Source organism: Streptomyces sp. SID5464 (genome assembly GCF_009862985.1).
In the GTDB taxonomy this organism is placed as follows: domain Bacteria; phylum Actinomycetota; class Actinomycetes; order Streptomycetales; family Streptomycetaceae; genus Streptomyces; species Streptomyces chartreusis_D.
In genome coordinates this window covers 35,324-50,766 of the sequence record NZ_WWIQ01000003.1, presented here as the reverse complement: position 1 = coordinate 50,766, position 15,443 = coordinate 35,324, and the positions used below count along the sequence as shown (strand labels likewise).

At 71.8% G+C, this 15,443-nt stretch carries 11 protein-coding genes; 3 read left to right on the top strand and 8 right to left on the bottom strand.

The features are described from left to right. Positions 1 to 93 precede the first annotated feature (93 nt). The gene (locus GTY47_RS02435) at positions 94 to 2,448 is read right to left on the bottom strand and encodes a glycosyl hydrolase family 65 protein (protein WP_010038057.1); all 2,355 of its coding nucleotides are present in this window, start codon (positions 2,446 to 2,448) and stop codon (positions 94 to 96) included. Next, positions 2,445 to 3,185, bottom strand: coding sequence for a beta-phosphoglucomutase family hydrolase (locus tag GTY47_RS02430; RefSeq protein ID WP_010038055.1), 741 nt, complete (start codon positions 3,183 to 3,185; stop codon positions 2,445 to 2,447). The genes GTY47_RS02435 and GTY47_RS02430 overlap by 4 nt, the downstream gene beginning before the upstream one ends. Positions 3,186 to 3,261: 76 nt before the next feature. On the opposite strand from GTY47_RS02430, the gene GTY47_RS02425 reads away from it, so the two are divergent. Then, the gene (locus tag GTY47_RS02425) at positions 3,262 to 3,921 is read left to right on the top strand and encodes a nucleoside/nucleotide kinase family protein (protein ID WP_010038052.1); all 660 of its coding nucleotides are present in this window, start codon (positions 3,262 to 3,264) and stop codon (positions 3,919 to 3,921) included. Positions 3,922 to 3,933: 12 nt separating this feature from the next. On the opposite strand, the gene GTY47_RS02420 is transcribed toward GTY47_RS02425, so the two are convergent. The 6 genes from GTY47_RS02420 to GTY47_RS02395 all read right to left on the bottom strand — a co-directional run bounded on the left by GTY47_RS02420 (position 3,934) and on the right by GTY47_RS02395 (position 12,189). Further along, complete coding sequence (locus tag GTY47_RS02420; RefSeq protein ID WP_010038049.1) at positions 3,934 to 5,766, bottom strand: hypothetical protein; 1,833 nt, start codon at positions 5,764 to 5,766, stop codon at positions 3,934 to 3,936. A 48-nt stretch (positions 5,767 to 5,814) separates the two neighbouring features. Further along, positions 5,815 to 7,533: a hypothetical protein gene (locus GTY47_RS02415; protein WP_010038043.1), complete on the bottom strand. Its 1,719-nt coding sequence runs from the start codon at positions 7,531 to 7,533 to the stop codon at positions 5,815 to 5,817. A gap of 2 nt (positions 7,534 to 7,535) precedes the next feature. After that, positions 7,536 to 8,438 carry a carbohydrate ABC transporter permease gene (locus GTY47_RS02410; RefSeq protein WP_029181046.1) on the bottom strand — a complete coding sequence of 301 codons (903 nt, stop codon included), beginning with the start codon at positions 8,436 to 8,438 and terminating at the stop codon, positions 7,536 to 7,538. Next, on the bottom strand, positions 8,435 to 9,346 hold the full coding sequence (locus GTY47_RS02405) for a sugar ABC transporter permease (RefSeq protein WP_010038040.1): 912 nt from the start codon (positions 9,344 to 9,346) through the stop codon (positions 8,435 to 8,437). Before GTY47_RS02405 ends, GTY47_RS02410 begins: the two co-directional genes overlap by 4 nt. A 124-nt stretch (positions 9,347 to 9,470) precedes the next feature. Then, positions 9,471 to 10,793, bottom strand: coding sequence for an extracellular solute-binding protein (locus GTY47_RS02400; RefSeq protein WP_029181045.1), 1,323 nt, complete (start codon positions 10,791 to 10,793; stop codon positions 9,471 to 9,473). Between the two features lie 274 nt (positions 10,794 to 11,067). Continuing rightward, the gene (locus tag GTY47_RS02395; protein WP_029181044.1) at positions 11,068 to 12,189 is read right to left on the bottom strand and encodes an ROK family protein; all 1,122 of its coding nucleotides are present in this window, start codon (positions 12,187 to 12,189) and stop codon (positions 11,068 to 11,070) included. A gap of 238 nt (positions 12,190 to 12,427) precedes the next feature. Here GTY47_RS02395 and GTY47_RS02390 point away from each other — a divergent pair, with 238 nt between their 5' ends. Continuing rightward, entirely contained in the window at positions 12,428 to 13,327 is a 900-nt protein-coding gene (locus GTY47_RS02390; RefSeq protein WP_010038033.1) for a BadF/BadG/BcrA/BcrD ATPase family protein, read from the top strand. A gap of 168 nt (positions 13,328 to 13,495) precedes the next feature. Then, complete coding sequence (locus tag GTY47_RS02385; RefSeq protein ID WP_010038031.1) at positions 13,496 to 15,412, top strand: phosphatase PAP2 family protein; 1,917 nt, start codon at positions 13,496 to 13,498, stop codon at positions 15,410 to 15,412. Positions 15,413 to 15,443: the final 31 nt, after the last annotated feature.

Below are 15,443 nucleotides of genomic sequence, written 5' to 3'. Positions count from 1 at the left end.
AAGTCCGATGATCGGAAAACACGGCCAAGCTAACCCGCGGGGTGGAGCGGCGCAGAGCGGTATTCGGCCAAGTGCCTGACGCGTTCCGGGGAGTCAGGGGGTGTTCGGGGCGCGGTGCGGTGGCTGGCTCGGGGCCGGACGCCGGGGCGGCGGGGGAACGGAGCGGGTGACGGGGGCGTCCTCACGCACCGTCACCTCGCTGCCGTGATGGCGGATCGTCAGGGGCGGGCCGGACCGCAGGGTGTACGTGACCTGACCGGCGGTCAGCTCCACCCGCAGGCACCGGCCGAGGAACCCCACCGAGAAGGCCAGCCGGCTGTACCTCTCGGGCAGGCGCGGCGCGAACCGCAGGGCGCCGTCGGCGCACCGCATACCGCCGAACCCGGCGACCAGCACCATCCAGGTGCCGGCCAGCGAGGCGATGTGCAGTCCGTCGCGGGTGTTGTGCTCCAGGTCCCCGAGGTCCATCAGCGCGGCCTCCGCCGTGTAGGCGCAGGCCAGGTCCAGGTGGCCGGCCTGGGCGGCCATGACGGCCTGGACGCAGGCCGACAGGGAGGAGTCCCGTACGGTCAGCGGCTCGTAGTAGGCGAAGTTGCGGGCGATCTGCTCCTCGTCGAAGTACTCCTCGAAGAAGCTGCCGCAGGTGTACATGGCGAGAACCAGGTCCGCCTGCTTGATCACCTGCTTGCGGTACAGGTCGAAGTACGGGAAGTGCAGCATCAGCGGGTACTGGTCCGGGCTGGTGCGGGCGAAGTCCCAGCGCTGGTAGCGGGTGAAGCCGGCGTGCTGTTCGTGCACGCCGAGCTCCTCGTTGTAGGGGACGTGCACGGCCTCGGCGGCGTCCCGCCAGGCGGCCCTTTCCTCCTCGTCGGCGCCGAGCCGGGCCGCCTCGTCGGGGTGGCGTTTGCAGGCGTCGGCGGCGGCCAGCAGGTTCGCCCGGGCCATGAGGTTGGTGTACGTGTTGTCGTCGGCGATGGCGCTGTACTCGTCCGGTCCGGTGACGCCGTCGATGTGGAAGACGCCCCGGTCGTCGTGGTGGCCGAGGGAGCGCCACAGGCGGGCGGTCTCCACCAGCAGCTCCACGCCCACCTCGCGTTCGAAGGTCTCGTCGCCGGTGACGGCCACGTACCGCACGACGGCGTCGGCGATGTCGGCTCCGACGTGGAAGGCGGCCGTGCCGGCCGGCCAGTACGCGGAGCCCTCCGAGCCCTCGATGGTGCGCCAGGGGAACGCGGCGCCGCGCAGGCCGAGCTGGGCCGCGCGCTCCCGTGCGGCGGGCAGGGTGTCGAGGCGCCAGCGCAGGGCCTCGGCGGCCGCGGCCGGCGCGGTGTAGGTCAGCAGGGGCAGGACGAACGCCTCGGTGTCCCAGAAGGCGTGGCCGTCGTAGCCGGAGCCGGTGAGCCCCTTGGCGGGGATGGCGCGCTGTTCGGCGCGGGCGCCGGCCTGGAGGACGTGGAAGAGGGCGAAGCGGACGGCCTGCTGGATCTCCTCGTCGCCGTCGATCTCGACGTCGGCGCGCCCCCAGAAGTCGTCGAGGTAGGCCCGCTGGTCCTTCAGGAGCCCCCACCAGCCGCTGTGCGCGGCCGCCGCCAGGGCCGCCTCGACCTGGTCGCTCATCGCGGGCCGGGACCGGGCGGCGGACCAGCCGTGCGCGACCAGCTTCTCCACCCGCAGCCGCTCCCCCGGCTCCAGGACGGAGGTGATGGTCAGCCGGGCCACGTCCACGTTGCTCTCGCTGCTGGTGGTGGTCCGTTCCGGGCCGGTGACGAGGTGGTCGGCGGCCACGGCGACCCGCAGGCCGCTGCGCCGGGTGCGGTGGACCAGGCGCAGCCGGCTGCCCGAGGCGAGGTCCTCCTCCGGTTCCAGCGGCGACTTCAGTGCCCGTGCGGCGCGCGGGTCGCCGTCCGGCTCGGGCAGGCTCTCGTTGGCGACCAGCTCCGACTGGACGACGACGCGGGTACGGCTGTCGACGGGCTCCACCTCGTACGCCACGGCGGCGATGGCCCGCTGGGTCAGGGACACCAGCCGCGTGGAGCGCACCCGGACCGTCGAACCGGCCGGGGAGGTCCACTCGCAGACCCGTTCCAGGACGCCGCGCCGCAGGTCAAGGGTCCGCTCGTGGCTGACGAGCCGCCCGTAGCGCAGGTCGAACGGCTCGTCGTCGACCAGGAGGCGCAGCACCTTGCCGTTGGTGACGTTGATGGACGTCTGGCCGGACTCGGGGTAGCCGTACCCGGCCTCGGCGTACGGCAGCGGGTGCAGTTCGTGGACGCCGTTGAGGTAGGAGCCGGGCAGGCCGTGCGGTTCGCCCTCGTCGAGGTTGCCGCGCCAGCCGACGTGGCCGTTGGACAGGGCGAACACGGACTCGCTCTGTGCCAGGACGTCGAGGTTGAGCTCCGTCTCGCGCACCGTCCAGGGTTCGACGTTGTACGCCCGCTGTGCGATCACTCCGTGCCCCCCAGCTCGGCGAGGTCCTGCACCACGACATCGGCGCCGTGCGCGTACAGCGCGTCGGTCTGTCCCACCCGGTCGACGCCGACGACGTACCCGAAACGGCCCGCGCGGCCGGCGTCCATGCCGGCCAGGGCGTCCTCGAAGACGGCTGCCTCGGCCGGTTCGACGCCGAGGTCCTCGGCGGCGGCCAGGAACGTGTCGGGGTGCGGTTTGCCGGGCAGCTTGCGCTCGGCGGCGACCACGCCGTCGATCCGTACGTCGAAGAAGTGCTCGGCGCCGATCGAGCGCAGCACGTCCCGGCAGTTGGCGCTGGAGGAGACGATGGCGGCGCTCAGTCCGTGGGCGCGGACCGCCTCCAGATAGCGCAGGGTGCCCTCGTACGCCTCGACGCCGTCGGTGCGGATCTTCTCCAGGACCAGCTCGTTCTTGCGGTTGCCCAGCCCGTGCACGGTCTGCGCGCCGGGTGGGTCGTCGGGATCGCCGTCGGGCAGGTCGATGCCGCGGGACGCGAGGAAGGTGCGCACACCGTCGGCGCGCGGCCGGCCGTCGACGTACTCGTCGTAGTCGGACGCCGCGTCGAACGGCCGGAAGTCCGCGCCGTCGCGCTCGCGCAGGAAGACGTCGAACATCTCCTTCCAGGCGGCCGCGTGCACGACGGCCGTCTTGGTGACGACGCCGTCGAGGTCGAAGAGGCAGGCGTGGATGTCTTCGGGGAGACCGAGCTGCGTCATACAGGTCCGGTTCCCCGGCCGGCGATGTCCAGTGAGTGGCGCACGCCACACTCCGGGAGGGTGAAAGACTCTGCGTGTGCCGCTCACCTTCGACGACCTCGTCCACCGCGCCCGGGCCCTGCCCCAGGGCGGCCGGCGCGCGCTCCTCGGTATCGCCGGCAGCCCCGGCGCGGGCAAGTCGACGCTCGCCGAGCGGCTGGTGCGGGAACTGAACGGATCCGGTGACCCGTGGGTGGCGCACGTCCCCATGGACGGCTTCCATCTCGCCGACGCCGAACTGGAGCGGCTCGGCCGCCGGGACCGCAAGGGCGCGCCCGACACGTTCGACGCGGCCGGGTACGCGGCGCTGCTGCGGCGGCTGCGGGAGGAGACGGACGACGTCGTGTACGCGCCCGGCTTCGAGCGTGTCCTGGAGCAGCCGATCGCGGGGGCGATCCCGGTGCCGCCGGCGGCCCGGCTCGTCGTGACCGAGGGCAACTACCTCCTGCTGGACACCGGCGCCTGGGCCCGGGTCCGCCCCCGGCTCGACGAGGTGTGGTTCTGCGAACTCCCCGAACCGGAGCGGCTCCGGCGACTGGTCGCCCGGCACGAGGAGTTCGGCAAGGGGCACGAGGAGGCCGTGGCGTGGGTGATGCGGTCCGACCAGCGCAACGCCGAACTGGTAGCCGCGACGCGGGACCGGGCCGACCTCGTCGTGCCGGAGTCCGCGCTGCCCCGTGTGGACGCGCAGGCGTGAACGGCCGGCGGCTCAGCGCCCGAGCGTGAGCTCCGGCTCCGCGTCGGCGCCGCCCGCCGCGTCGCCGATCACGGCCGTGAACCCCTCGGTGCGGACCTTCAGGCCCGTTCCCTCGCGCTCGAACACGGGCGTGAACGCGCTGTCGTCCGGGCCGTAGCGCACGGCGAAGACGTGCAGGTCCTCGGGTGCGCCTGGGGCGGGTCCGGCCTCCAGGGCGGTCGAGGCGACCAGGTGGCGCCAGCCCTCGTCGGGGTTGCCGTAGCCGCGTGGGTCGGCGGCCAGGGCGAAGGCGGCCTGCTCCTGGGTGGTGTCCGTGCGGGCGTCGAAGTGGTGCGGGTCGTCCGGGCCCGGGTGGGTCAGCCGCAGGGCGCCCGCCGACGACACCCGGGGCTCCGAGACACGGCGTACCCGGTCGCCGTCGTCGGCGGCGTACGGCAGGCCGGCGAGCAGGTACGGCGTGCCCGGGAGCCGTTCCACGGCGACCGTCGTCCACAGGCTCGTGCCGTCGGTGACGTACAGGGACCGGACGTGGCGCAGGACGTGGTCGCGGCCGACGACCGGCTTGGTGACCAGCTTCGCCGTCAGTCCGTCGGCGGTCACGTCCCGGACGCGGACCTCGCCCATCGGGCGGGTCAGCAGGAAGCCGTCCGTCACCGGGCCGAAGCCGTGCTGGCGGTTGACGGCGGCCGGCAGGTAGTAGGTGCCGGCGGCCTCGACCAGCGCGGGCGTCATCCGGTCGTCGAAGGCCACCGACACCGAGCCGGAGCGCAGTTGGTGCCGGGCCGGAGCCGTGGACGGGGCGCGGTGCCAGCGCGTGGTGTCCTGGATCTGCCAGACCAGCATCCACGCGAAGTGGCCGTCGACGCCGCCGTCCGCCTTGCTCGCGTGCCGGGCCCAGCGGCTGTCGCCCCGGTAGCGGCCCAGGTCGGAGCCGATGCGGGCGCTGAAGTAGCGCAGGCCCAGCACCGACTCGAAGGCGGAGTGCTGCTCGCTGTAGCGCGGGCCGCCGTTGTCGAAGCCGCCGTTCGTCAGGCGGGTGTCGATGTAGCGGGCGAGCGCGTCGCCGTCCTCGGCGAAGACCTCCTCGCCGCTGACCCGGTGGGCCTGGGCGAGGAAGGACAGGGAGATCGGGCCGTAGTTGTTGTCGTAGGCGCCGCCGTGCTCGGGCGGCAGGAGGGCGCCGCGGTCGCGGACGCGGTGGGCGCGGATCTCGTCCTCGTACAGCCGCATGGCGCGCCGCCGCACCGACTCGCCGTCCGGCGAGGGCAGGTGCCGGGCCAGCATCAGGCCGCCGACGACGCAGCCGATCGCCTGGTTGCCGGCCTCCTGCGGGTTGAAGAACGTCGCCTCCGTCAGCCAGCGCCAGTAGCCGTGCGCCACCTCGACGAGCCGGGCGCGCTGTCCGTCGTCGACGAGGCCGTCCGCCGCGTCCAGCACGTTCACCGCCTGGAGCAGGGCCCACACCGTGCTCGGCCAGTCTCCGATGGGGTGCGCGCCGGCCTCCAGGGTGTAACGGGCGTACGGCAGGCCGGAGTCGCGCGTCTTCAGGTTGGGGTAGCCGGGGTTGTCCTCGGTGTAGACGCGCTCGCTCAGGTGGAAGGCGAGGCTGCGGCGCACCGCGTCCGGCAGGCGGGGGTCCTTGGTGCGCTGCCAGGCCAGCGCCAGCAGAGACGTGATACCGAGGGAGGTGTCGCCGATGTCGTCGACGCAGTCGGGGTGTTCGAGGTTGCCCTCGGGCGTGAGGCGCGCGAGAGCCTGCTCGGTGACGTCGGCGAGGACGGCGTCGTACGCCTCCGGAGTGTCCGGGAGGTTGTGCAGCGAGCCGAGCTGGTGCGGGAGATGCACGGGATCAACCCTTCATGCCTGGAGTGGCCATGGCGTGGTTCGTCGGGGTCACACGGTAGGTGCGGGCCGGCGGGCGCGCAGGGCGGCGGTCAGGGTCTGCGGCCCCAGTCCACCGAGGTAGACACGGTTCCCGGTCGTCGCGTCGGTGCCGCCCACCACGGTGTAGTCCTGCCCCGGGTCGTACCGCAGTACGTCGCTCCGGTCGGGCCCTGCGAGCGGTTCGCCCGCCTCGACGCCGACCTCGACCCGGATCTCGTCGTCGCCGACCCGGTAGGTCATCGGCCCGGTCGTCAGGCACCAGCGTCCGTCGCCGATCGGTACCGCGCCCTCGGTCACGCCGCCCGGCCGGAAGGTCAGTTCGAGGGCCCAGGGCACCGGTGGGCCGCTGATGTCGATCCGCAGGTCGGCCCCGTCCTCCCTCAGGTCGACCTCGACTCGGGTCGTGTGGGAGACCTCGTCCTGAGGGCGGTCGGGGAAAGCCATCGCCGCGGAGAAGCGGCCCTCGTCCACCAGACGGTAGGCGCCGTCGTCGCGCCTGCGGTCCTTCGGGAGCGGCTGGTAGTAGGCGGTTGTGAGGGCTTCGGTGAGCCGGTACCGGTTGTCGGCGAGCTGTTCCATGTCGGCGGCGCGGAACGGGCCCAGGTCGAAGAACCCTCGCGAGAGGCGGACCGCGTCGAGGACGGCGGCACCGGCGAACAGGCGCAGGAAGGTGGGGTTGCAGGCGAGGCCCGAGCGGATGCGCCGGTGCTCGGGCACGTCGGAGCCGCCGTAGACCACGGTGTGCGCGGTGGCCGAGGCGTGTGCGGCGAGGCGTGCGGTGGGGAGGTACCGGTCGCGCGGGAGCTTCTCCGCGTCCGGGGCCGGCAGGGCGCGGCACAGATCCGGGGTGAGGAGGGTCTGGGCGAGCAGGTCGGGGTCGTCGATGCCGTCGGCGGCCGCCAGGCGGGCCGCGCGGGCGAAGTCGCCCCGGCCGGTGCGGATCGCGAGCAGCCGGTAGTGCGGCAGGTAGGGCCACAGCGGGAACGAAAGCCTCTGGTCCTGGCGGCGCGAGTGGACGGTCTCCACCGTGCCGTCCGGCCTGATCAGGTCCAGGGTCGTGGCGAGGTTGCGCTCGACGGCGTCCAGCAGGTCGGTACGCCCGAGCACCTCGGCCAGCAACAGCAGCGACGGGTTGGTCACGAGGGACGCGTAGACGGCACTGCGTTCCGAGTACAGGCCCTCCGCGTCGATGTCGACGCCCTCGGCGAGCCACTCCTCGACGCGGTCGAGCAGCCGGTCGTCGGGGAACGACCGGTGCAGACGGGCGAGCGCCGCGCTCAGCTCCCAGCGGTGGTTCGGGGTGTGCACACCACCGGTCAGGAGACTCGCGGTGGCGGCGCCGGCGATCTCGGCGAGCGCGGCCGTCACCTCGCCCAGTTCCGGTCCCGCGTCGGCGGCGAGGACGTACGCGTCGCACACGTCGTTGACGGTGAACGCGGAGTCGGGCGGTGACTGGACGTTGTCGCCGCCCGCGAAGAGACCGGAGGGCGTCTGCACGGCCCGCAGGGCCCGCAGGTGCGTCATCGCGGCGGCGACGGCCTGCCGGCTGCCGTGCAGTGCCGAGTCCGGGAAACGGTATGCCGCGACCAGGGTCTTCACCCGCCGCGCCAGACCACGATGCGCCACACCGGCTGGTTCCTCGTCGGGGCCGGCCGCCAGCGCGGCGGCCGACCGGTCGGCGGCGCGGGCCACCGACCGGACGAACTCGTGATCGAGCGTGGTGGGCAAGCTCAGTCCTTCAGTCCGGCATTGATGTCGGCGCCCATGACGTAGCGCTGGAAGACCAGGAAGATCGCGATCAGAGGGATCATGGAGATGACCGATGCGCCGAGCAGTACCGACCAGTTGATGTTCTGCGCACCGACGATGCTCTGGATGCCGATCTGCACGGTGAACTTGTTGGGGTCGTTGAGCATCAGAAGCGGCCAGATGTAGTCGTTCCACCGCCACTGGAAGGACAGGATGGCGAGGGTCAGCATGATGGGCCGGGACAGCGGCACCATGATCCGCACGAAGATCGACAGTTCGCGGGCGCCGTCGATGCGGGCGGCTTCCACGAGTTCGTCGGGAACCGTCAGGAAGAACTGGCGGAACATGAAGCATCCGGTCGCGGTGAGCACGGCCGGAAGGATGATGCCGGCGAACGAGTTGTAGAGGCCGAGGTCGCGGACCACCAGGAACTCCGGGGCGAGCATGACCTCGCCCGGCAGCATCGTGGTGGCCAGGATGCAGAGGAAGAAGGCCTTGAGCCACCTGTTGTCGTACTTGGCCAGTGCGTACCCGGTGCAGCAGCTGACGCCCACCGTGAGGATCGTCGTGATCACGCACACGATGGTCGTGTTGATGAAGTACTGGGAGAAGTTGGCGCTGTCCCACGCTGCCCTGAAACCCGACAGGGTGGGGTTGTGCGGAACCAGCGTCAGGGGATAGGAGAACAGGTCGCTGGCCGGCTTGAGGGAGCTGAGGATGAACCACAGCACCGGCAGCCCGTAGAGGCAGGCCAGGAGCCACAGCAGTGTCGTCGCGGGCACCGCCCGCCGGAGCCCGCCGGTGGCCGCGCCGCGGGGCCGCTTCTTGGAGACGGCCCGTCCGCGATCGGCGTCGACCGGCCGTGGCATGTCTGTGGTTGTCATCGGTTCTCCACCCGCCGGTTGACGATCAGCTGGATGATCGCGACGGCCATCAGGATGAGCATGAGCACGAACGACGCGGCGCTCGCGTAGCCGATCTGGCCCCGTTTGAAGCCGGTCTCATAGATGTACTGGACCATCAGGTTGTTCGACGTTCCGGGTCCGCCGTTGTTGAGGGCGACGAACACCGGGTATTCCTTCATCGCGTTGATCGTGTTGAGCAGGATGACGATGAACGAGGTGGGCGCGATGCTCGGCAACGTGATGTTGAAGAACTGGCGCCAGGGGCCGGCGCCGTCGAGCGAGGCGGCCTCGTAGTAAGACACCGGTACGTTCTTGATCGCCGCGATGAACAGCAGCATCGAGAAGCCCGTCCAGGCCCAGGACGCCGCCATCACCACCACCAGCAGCGACAGGTCCGCGTTCGACTGCCACGGAACGGCGTGCCCGCCGAGTTCGTGGATGATGTAGTTGACCAGTCCGAAGTTCTCACCGAACAGCCACCGCCACAGAACACCCACGACGATGGGCGACAGCAGCCACGGGATGAAGAAGATGACGCGGGCGACCGACGCTCCCTTGGCGTGCCTGCTCACCACCACGTTGGCGATGAGCAGCGAGAACACGAAGTTCAGCGGAACGAAGAGCACGGTGTACAGCAGCGTCCGGCTCAGCGCGTCGTAGAAGGTGGAGTCCCCGAACAGGTTCTGGTAGTTGTCCAGTCCGACGAACTGGAACACCCCTACGCCCGTGTAGTTCGTGAAGGAGTAGACGAGCCCGATCACCGCAGGCCAGACGAAGAACAGCGCGAAGAGCACGACATTGGCCGCGATGAGGACGAGCGGCGCAAGGGTGTACTTACTGCGTCTCCTGGGCGGGCTCGCGGACACGTCCGGGGCGCGTTTGGTCATCTTCCTGACTCCGTGCTGGTGGAAATGGGGTCCTGTGGGCTCAGGCCAGAGCCCGGCATCACGCGGGGGTCCGCGGCCGGGCGGCGGTGTCTCGACCCCGCCGCCCGGGCCTGCCGGCCTGCGCTCAGCCGCCGACCTGCTGGTTGTAGACGTCCACGATGTTGTCCAGCGCCTTGTCGACCGACTGCTGGCCGTTGATCGCCTTGCCGAGCTCCGTCTTGGTCGGGTCCTCGGGAAGGCTCTTGCCCTTCAGCACCCACTGCGTCTGCGCGGTGTTGAAGTAGCCGGAGATGGGGGCGTAGAGCGGGATCGACTCGTTGTACAGCTTGAACGCCGCCTGCGCCGCCTCGGACTTGAAGGGGTACTTCGGGTTCAGACCGCTCTCGACCGGCAGGAACCCGGACGCCTCACACAGCGCCTGGTAGTGGGCCGGCTCGTACAGCCAGGACATGAACTTCTTAGCGGCGGTGGCCGCGGCGTCGTTGTTGTTGAACCCGACCATCATGCCGCCGCTGTTGACGTCGCTGGCCTGCACCGGCTCGGCGGGAGTCGGGACGCTCGCCCAGTCGAACTTCTTGATGCTCTCCGCGAAGGCGGGAACCTGCCACACGCCGGACCAGTAGGCGACCACGTCACCGCTCTGGAACATGGCCGACGGGTCGGCGCCACTGGTCCACACCGACTTCGGCATGGTCTTGTCGTCGTTCATCCCGACGAAGCGCTTCACGGCCTTCCTGGTCGCGGCGTCCACCGAGAACTTGCCGGAGGAGTCCGCGTGGACGTACTTCCCGCCGAGCTCGTACACCATGGCGCGGAGCCGGGACGGCGACTGGTCGAACGTCAGGGAGTACTTGGCGCCGGTCTTCTCCCGGACCTTGTCCGCCGCCTTGATGAAGTCGGTCCAGGTCCAGGTCTTCCGGGGCGAGGTCGGGAAGGAGACGCCGGCCTTCTTGAACAGCGACTTGTTGATGAACAGGCCGGACGCGGTGATGTCCGAGGGGATGGACAGCACCTTCCCGGACGAGTCCTTGGCGACGAAGTTGGCGTTGATCTTGTTGCTCTTGTTGTTGGCGATGGAGCTGAGGTCGATCAGCTTGTTCGCCCAGATCGGGTCCAGCGCCGGCACGGCCGCCAGATCGGGCAGGGAGTTCGCCTGCGCGGCGTTGTGCAGCTTCGTCGGGTACCCGTCGTAGGGGATGTTGACGATGTTGACGGTGACGCCGGCTTCCTTCTTGTACTGCGCCACCATCTTCTTCCAGCCCGCGTCCTGCCCCGGAACCGTGGAGATCCAGAACGTCAGCGACTTGGCGTTCCCGCCCGAGTCGGACCCCGACCCGCAGGCGGAGAGCAGAAGGGCACCTGCCGTGGCCACGGCAGCGAGGGGAACAACGCGGCGTATGCCGCCGCGGCCGAGTCGGCGGGAGCGCCGCACACCCACACTGGTCATCTTCAGTCCCTTTTCGTCGTAGCGGAAGAAGCACGGCGCCAGCCGAGGCGGCACGGGTGCATTTTGCAGAGGATTTCGCTTTCCGGGGGCACGGCCTCGCCCGGCCGCGTCGCCTTGACGGGTGGGGTCCCCGGCCATGACGGCCGACGTCGCACGAGCACGCCCTCGTGCGGCTGCCGTACTTCGCGTACGGGCGGGAGGCTCACCCGGAGCCAGTGTCCCGACCGGCTCAGAAAGCGCTTGTCCGGACATTGGCAGACCGATGGCGCAGCCGTCAATGCTTCGCCCGTACAGCTCCGGTCACGGTTTGAATTCCATGGGCCACGGCCAGCCTGCTGGCGCCCGCAACGGTGCCGGTGTCACCCACCACGCTGCTGACCACCTCGGTCGGCCAGGCCAGCCGGGCGAGCTCGGCCCGCACACCGGGCAGGAGCTGCGGGTCCGCGCCGGTGCCGCCGCCCAGCACGATCAGTCCGGGGTCCAGTACGGCGGCGACGGCGGCGGCGAGCCGGCCCACGTCGGCGGCGTGCGAGGCGACCACGGCACCGGCCGTGGCATGCCCCTGCCCGGCTAGGGCGAGGAGCCGCTCGGCGGTGCGCGGGCGGGGTCCGTCGGTGTCCTGCCAGGCCTCGGCCGCCCGGCGCAGCAGGGTGCGCGAGCCCATGCGCTGCTCCAGGCCCTCGTGGCGCGGGGCGCGGTCGTCGTCCCAGGGATAGGGCAGCCGGGCCACCTCACCGGCGGCGCCGTTCGCGCCGCGCAGCACCCGGCCGCCGATGACGACGGCGAGACCGATGCCGACGCCGATGCGCAGGTAGCCGAAGGTGTCGCGGCCGACGGCGGCGCCCTCGTGCAGTTCGGCGAGGGCGGCGCAGTTGACGTTGTTCTCCAGGTGGACGGGGACGCCCTCGGGCAGCGCGACGGCCATGGCGTCGAAGACGGGCCCGGCCTTGGCGGTCGCGGGGCGCTCCCCGGCGCCCTCCCGGTCCCGTGTGGTGACATCACCGACGGCGACGACGACGGCCCGCAGCGGGGCCCCGGCGGGCAGCGCGTCGAGGACCTTGCGGACGGTGTCGGCCGCGTCCGGGCGGGAGCCGGTGCCCTCGGCGAGCAGGGTGCCGTCCAGGGCGCAGCCGCGCACCCGGGTCACGGCCGGTCCCAGGTCGACCGCGAGCACGGCGCCGGCGGCCGGGCCGAGACGGTAGATCGCGGCGCTGCGGCCGGTGCCGCCGGAGGCCCTGCCGGAGTGGGCGGCGAGCCCGACGGCTTCGAGCTCGGCCACGGCGGAGGAGACGGTCGGCTTGGAAAGGCCCGCACCGGCTGCCAGCTGGGGGCGGGTGGCCGTGCCCGTCCCGGCCAGTACGTCGAACACCACACGGGCACTCTCACTCAGGTGCATGGTCTCCCCAGGTCGTGCTGCGGCCGGGCAGGGCGGCGGCAAGGATCGCGCGGCATCGGGAATTCCGTGCCTCTTGACGCACCCTACTTCGTTAGTTAACTTCCTAACGAACTTCACGGTACTCGCCTGCCGTGACCCGCAGAAGCCCGTCCCGGGGCTTCCTCACCTCTTCAACTGGCGTGGTCACGCACGGTTCGCCTGCCGTTCGCCGTGACCGCGCACCGACGAAAGAGGACCCGTGCAGGACTCCACGCCTTACGTGGTCGGTATCGACGTGGGCGGAACGAAGACGCATCTGCGCGCCCTCGGGGGCGGCGGACGCGTCGTCGACCGTGTCCGCAGCAGTGCGGGCTGGCGGCCGCACGAGCCCGGGGCCGCGGCCGACCGGCTGGCCGCGCTGGTCCGCGACGCCCTGCCGGCGGACGGGCGCCCGTCCGCCGTCGCCGTGGGCGGCCACGCGTGCGAGACACCACGCCAGTGCGAAGCCATCCGGACCGCGCTTCAGGAGCGGCTCGCGGTGCCCGCGCTGGTCGTGGGCGATGCCGAGCTGCTGGTCCCCGCAGCGGGACTGGACAAGGGCGTCGGACTGGTCGCCGGTACCGGTTCGGTCGCGGTGGGCCGGCTGCCCGACGGCGGTCCGGTCCAGGTCGGCGGCTGGGGCGCGGTGCTCGGCGACGAGGGCGGCGCGGCCGGGCTCGTCCGCGAGGCCGCGCGGGCCGTCTGGGCGGCGCACGACCGCGGCGAGGAGCCCGACGCGCTGGCCGAGGGGCTGGTCGCCGCATTCGGCGTGACCGAGGTGCCCGCGCTCGGCGCCGCGCTGGAGGCCGCCACGGACGTCTCCGCCGAGTGGGGCCGGCATTCCCCCGCGGTGTTCGCCGCCGCCGACGCGGGCTCACCGCTCGCCCGGGCCGTGATCGCCGAGGGCGGCAGGGCACTCGCCGCACTCGTCGTGCGGCTCGCCGGGCGCGGGGTCGTGGTGGACGACGTGGTGGTGGCGGGCGGCACGGTCCTCGCCCAGCCCGCCCTGTACGAGGCGTTCACCTCCGCGCTCGCCGGGTCCCTGCCCGCGGCCCGGCCGCAGCCGCTGCGCGTGCCGCCGGTCGAGGGCGCGGTGGCGCTGGCCCGTTCGCTGCTGTGAGCCGGGCGGTCGCCGTTCACGCTCCGGACACCGGCTCGTGGCCGACCCCTCTCCGAAGGGTCACAACACGGCCGTAGATCTTCGCTCGTCCCCCGGCCGCACGGCCGAAGACCGCGCCGCAGAACTTCTGTCGCAGACCCCCGTCGCAGAACTCAAGAGAGGCACAGCATGCCGTCACCAGCCGGGCAGTCCACCACCGCATCCGTCGACCGGCGCGGTTTCCTCAAGACCTCCCTCGGCGCCTCGGCCGGCGTGCTGGCCGCGCCGGCCTTCGCCACGTGGCTCGCCGCCGCCGACGCGAAGGCCGCCACGGGCCCCGCCGCGTTCGTCGACGACTACAAGTCGAACGTCCTGACGAACCAGACCCCCGAGACCAACGCGGTCGTCCGGATCCTGGGCGGCATGTCCCAGGTGTGGAAGACCGGCGACGCCTGGGACACCGGCCGGGTCCTGGACCGCGAGGTGCTGCGCGCCAACATGCGCTACTGCGCCCGGATCACCACGTCGCGCACCGAGGCGCAGGCGAAGGAGGCCTTCCTCTACGACCGCCAGCACCAGAGCTACGCCATGATCGGCGGCCTGGGCCCGCTCGCCGGCCTGTACAGGTCGGGCGCCAAGGCGGTCACGTCGATCACCAGCGCCCCGGACGGCACGCCCGCAGGCAAGATCAACGACGCCGTGCCCGCCGACGCCCCGGCCGGATCCGCGCTCGGCGCGGGCTCCTACGACTCGGACCTCGGCACGGTGGCCAAGCTGGTCGACACCGTGCGCGGGCCGTTCGCCTCGGGCAACCCGGCCAAGTTCACCTTCCAGTACCCGCGTCCGTGGCGGATGAACGAGGACAGCGAGGTCGTCGACACCGGGACGAAGGACGCCCTCGGCTACCCGGTGTACGACTCGGACGTAATCGTGGCCCCGCAACTGCTGCGCCAGCGCTCCGAGACCCCTCAGGAGGACGGCGGGTTCCCGAGCGGCCACACCAACGCCTTCCATCTGGCCGGTCTGGCCTACGCGTACGCGGTGCCCGAGCGTTTCCAGGAACTGGTGACGCGGGCGTTCGAGCTGAGCCACACCCGGATCATGTCGGGCATGCACTCCACCGTCGACGTCATCGGCGGCCGGATCATGGCGACCGCCCTGACCGCGGCGACGCTGGCCGACCCGGCCAACGCGGAACTCAAGGCGGCGGCACGCGCCCAGGCCCTCGCCTACTTCACCGAGAAGACCGGCACGACACCGGACACGCTGTACGCCTACGCCCACTCGGACGCCGACGACGCCTACGCCGACCGCGAGGCCAACGCCCGGGCGGTCCGGGCCCGATCGACGTACGTCCTGCCCCGCCGTGGACGCAAGGAGCCGCTCACCGTGCCGAAGGGCGCGGAGGTCCTGCTGGAGACACGGCTGCCGTACCTGAGCGCGGCCCAGCGCCGCGAGGTGCTGCGCACGACCGCGCTGCCCTCCGGGTACGTCCTGCTGGACGGCTTCGAGCAGTGGGGCCGGCTCAACCTGTTCGCGGCGGCGGACGGATACGGCGCGTTCGACACCGACGTCACGGTGACGCTGGACGCGGCAGCCGGTGGCTTCCACGCGGCGGACAGCTGGCGCAACGACATCGAGGGCGACGGCGGTCTGACCAAGCGCGGCACGGGCACGCTCAGGCTGACCGGCCACAACCGGTACCACGGCGGGACCGTCGTCGAGGACGGCACGCTGGTCGCCGCGTCACCGGGCGCCCTGGGGCAGGGCGACGTCCGGGTCACGGGCGGCACGCTGCGGGCGGACGAGGTCCTGCGGGTGCGCGGCTCGTACGTCCAGGAGGGCGAGTCGACGCTGGAGTTGCTGCTGCGCAGGAACCACGGCCCGGCGCTCACGGTGAGCCGGCGCGTGCTGCTGGGCCGGGGCAGCGTGCTGTCGCTGCGGCTCGACGCCGAGCGGCCGCCGGTCGCGGGGACCACCGTCCCGGTCCTGTCGGCCCCGTCCTTGCGCGGCCGGTTCGACCGTGTCGAGCTGGACTCGACGACGCTGCGGGCCGTGCCCGTTCACACGGCTGAGGGTCTGTCGGTCCGACTCGTGAAGCGGTGACGCCCCGGGCGGCGGGAGCGGATGCACAGTG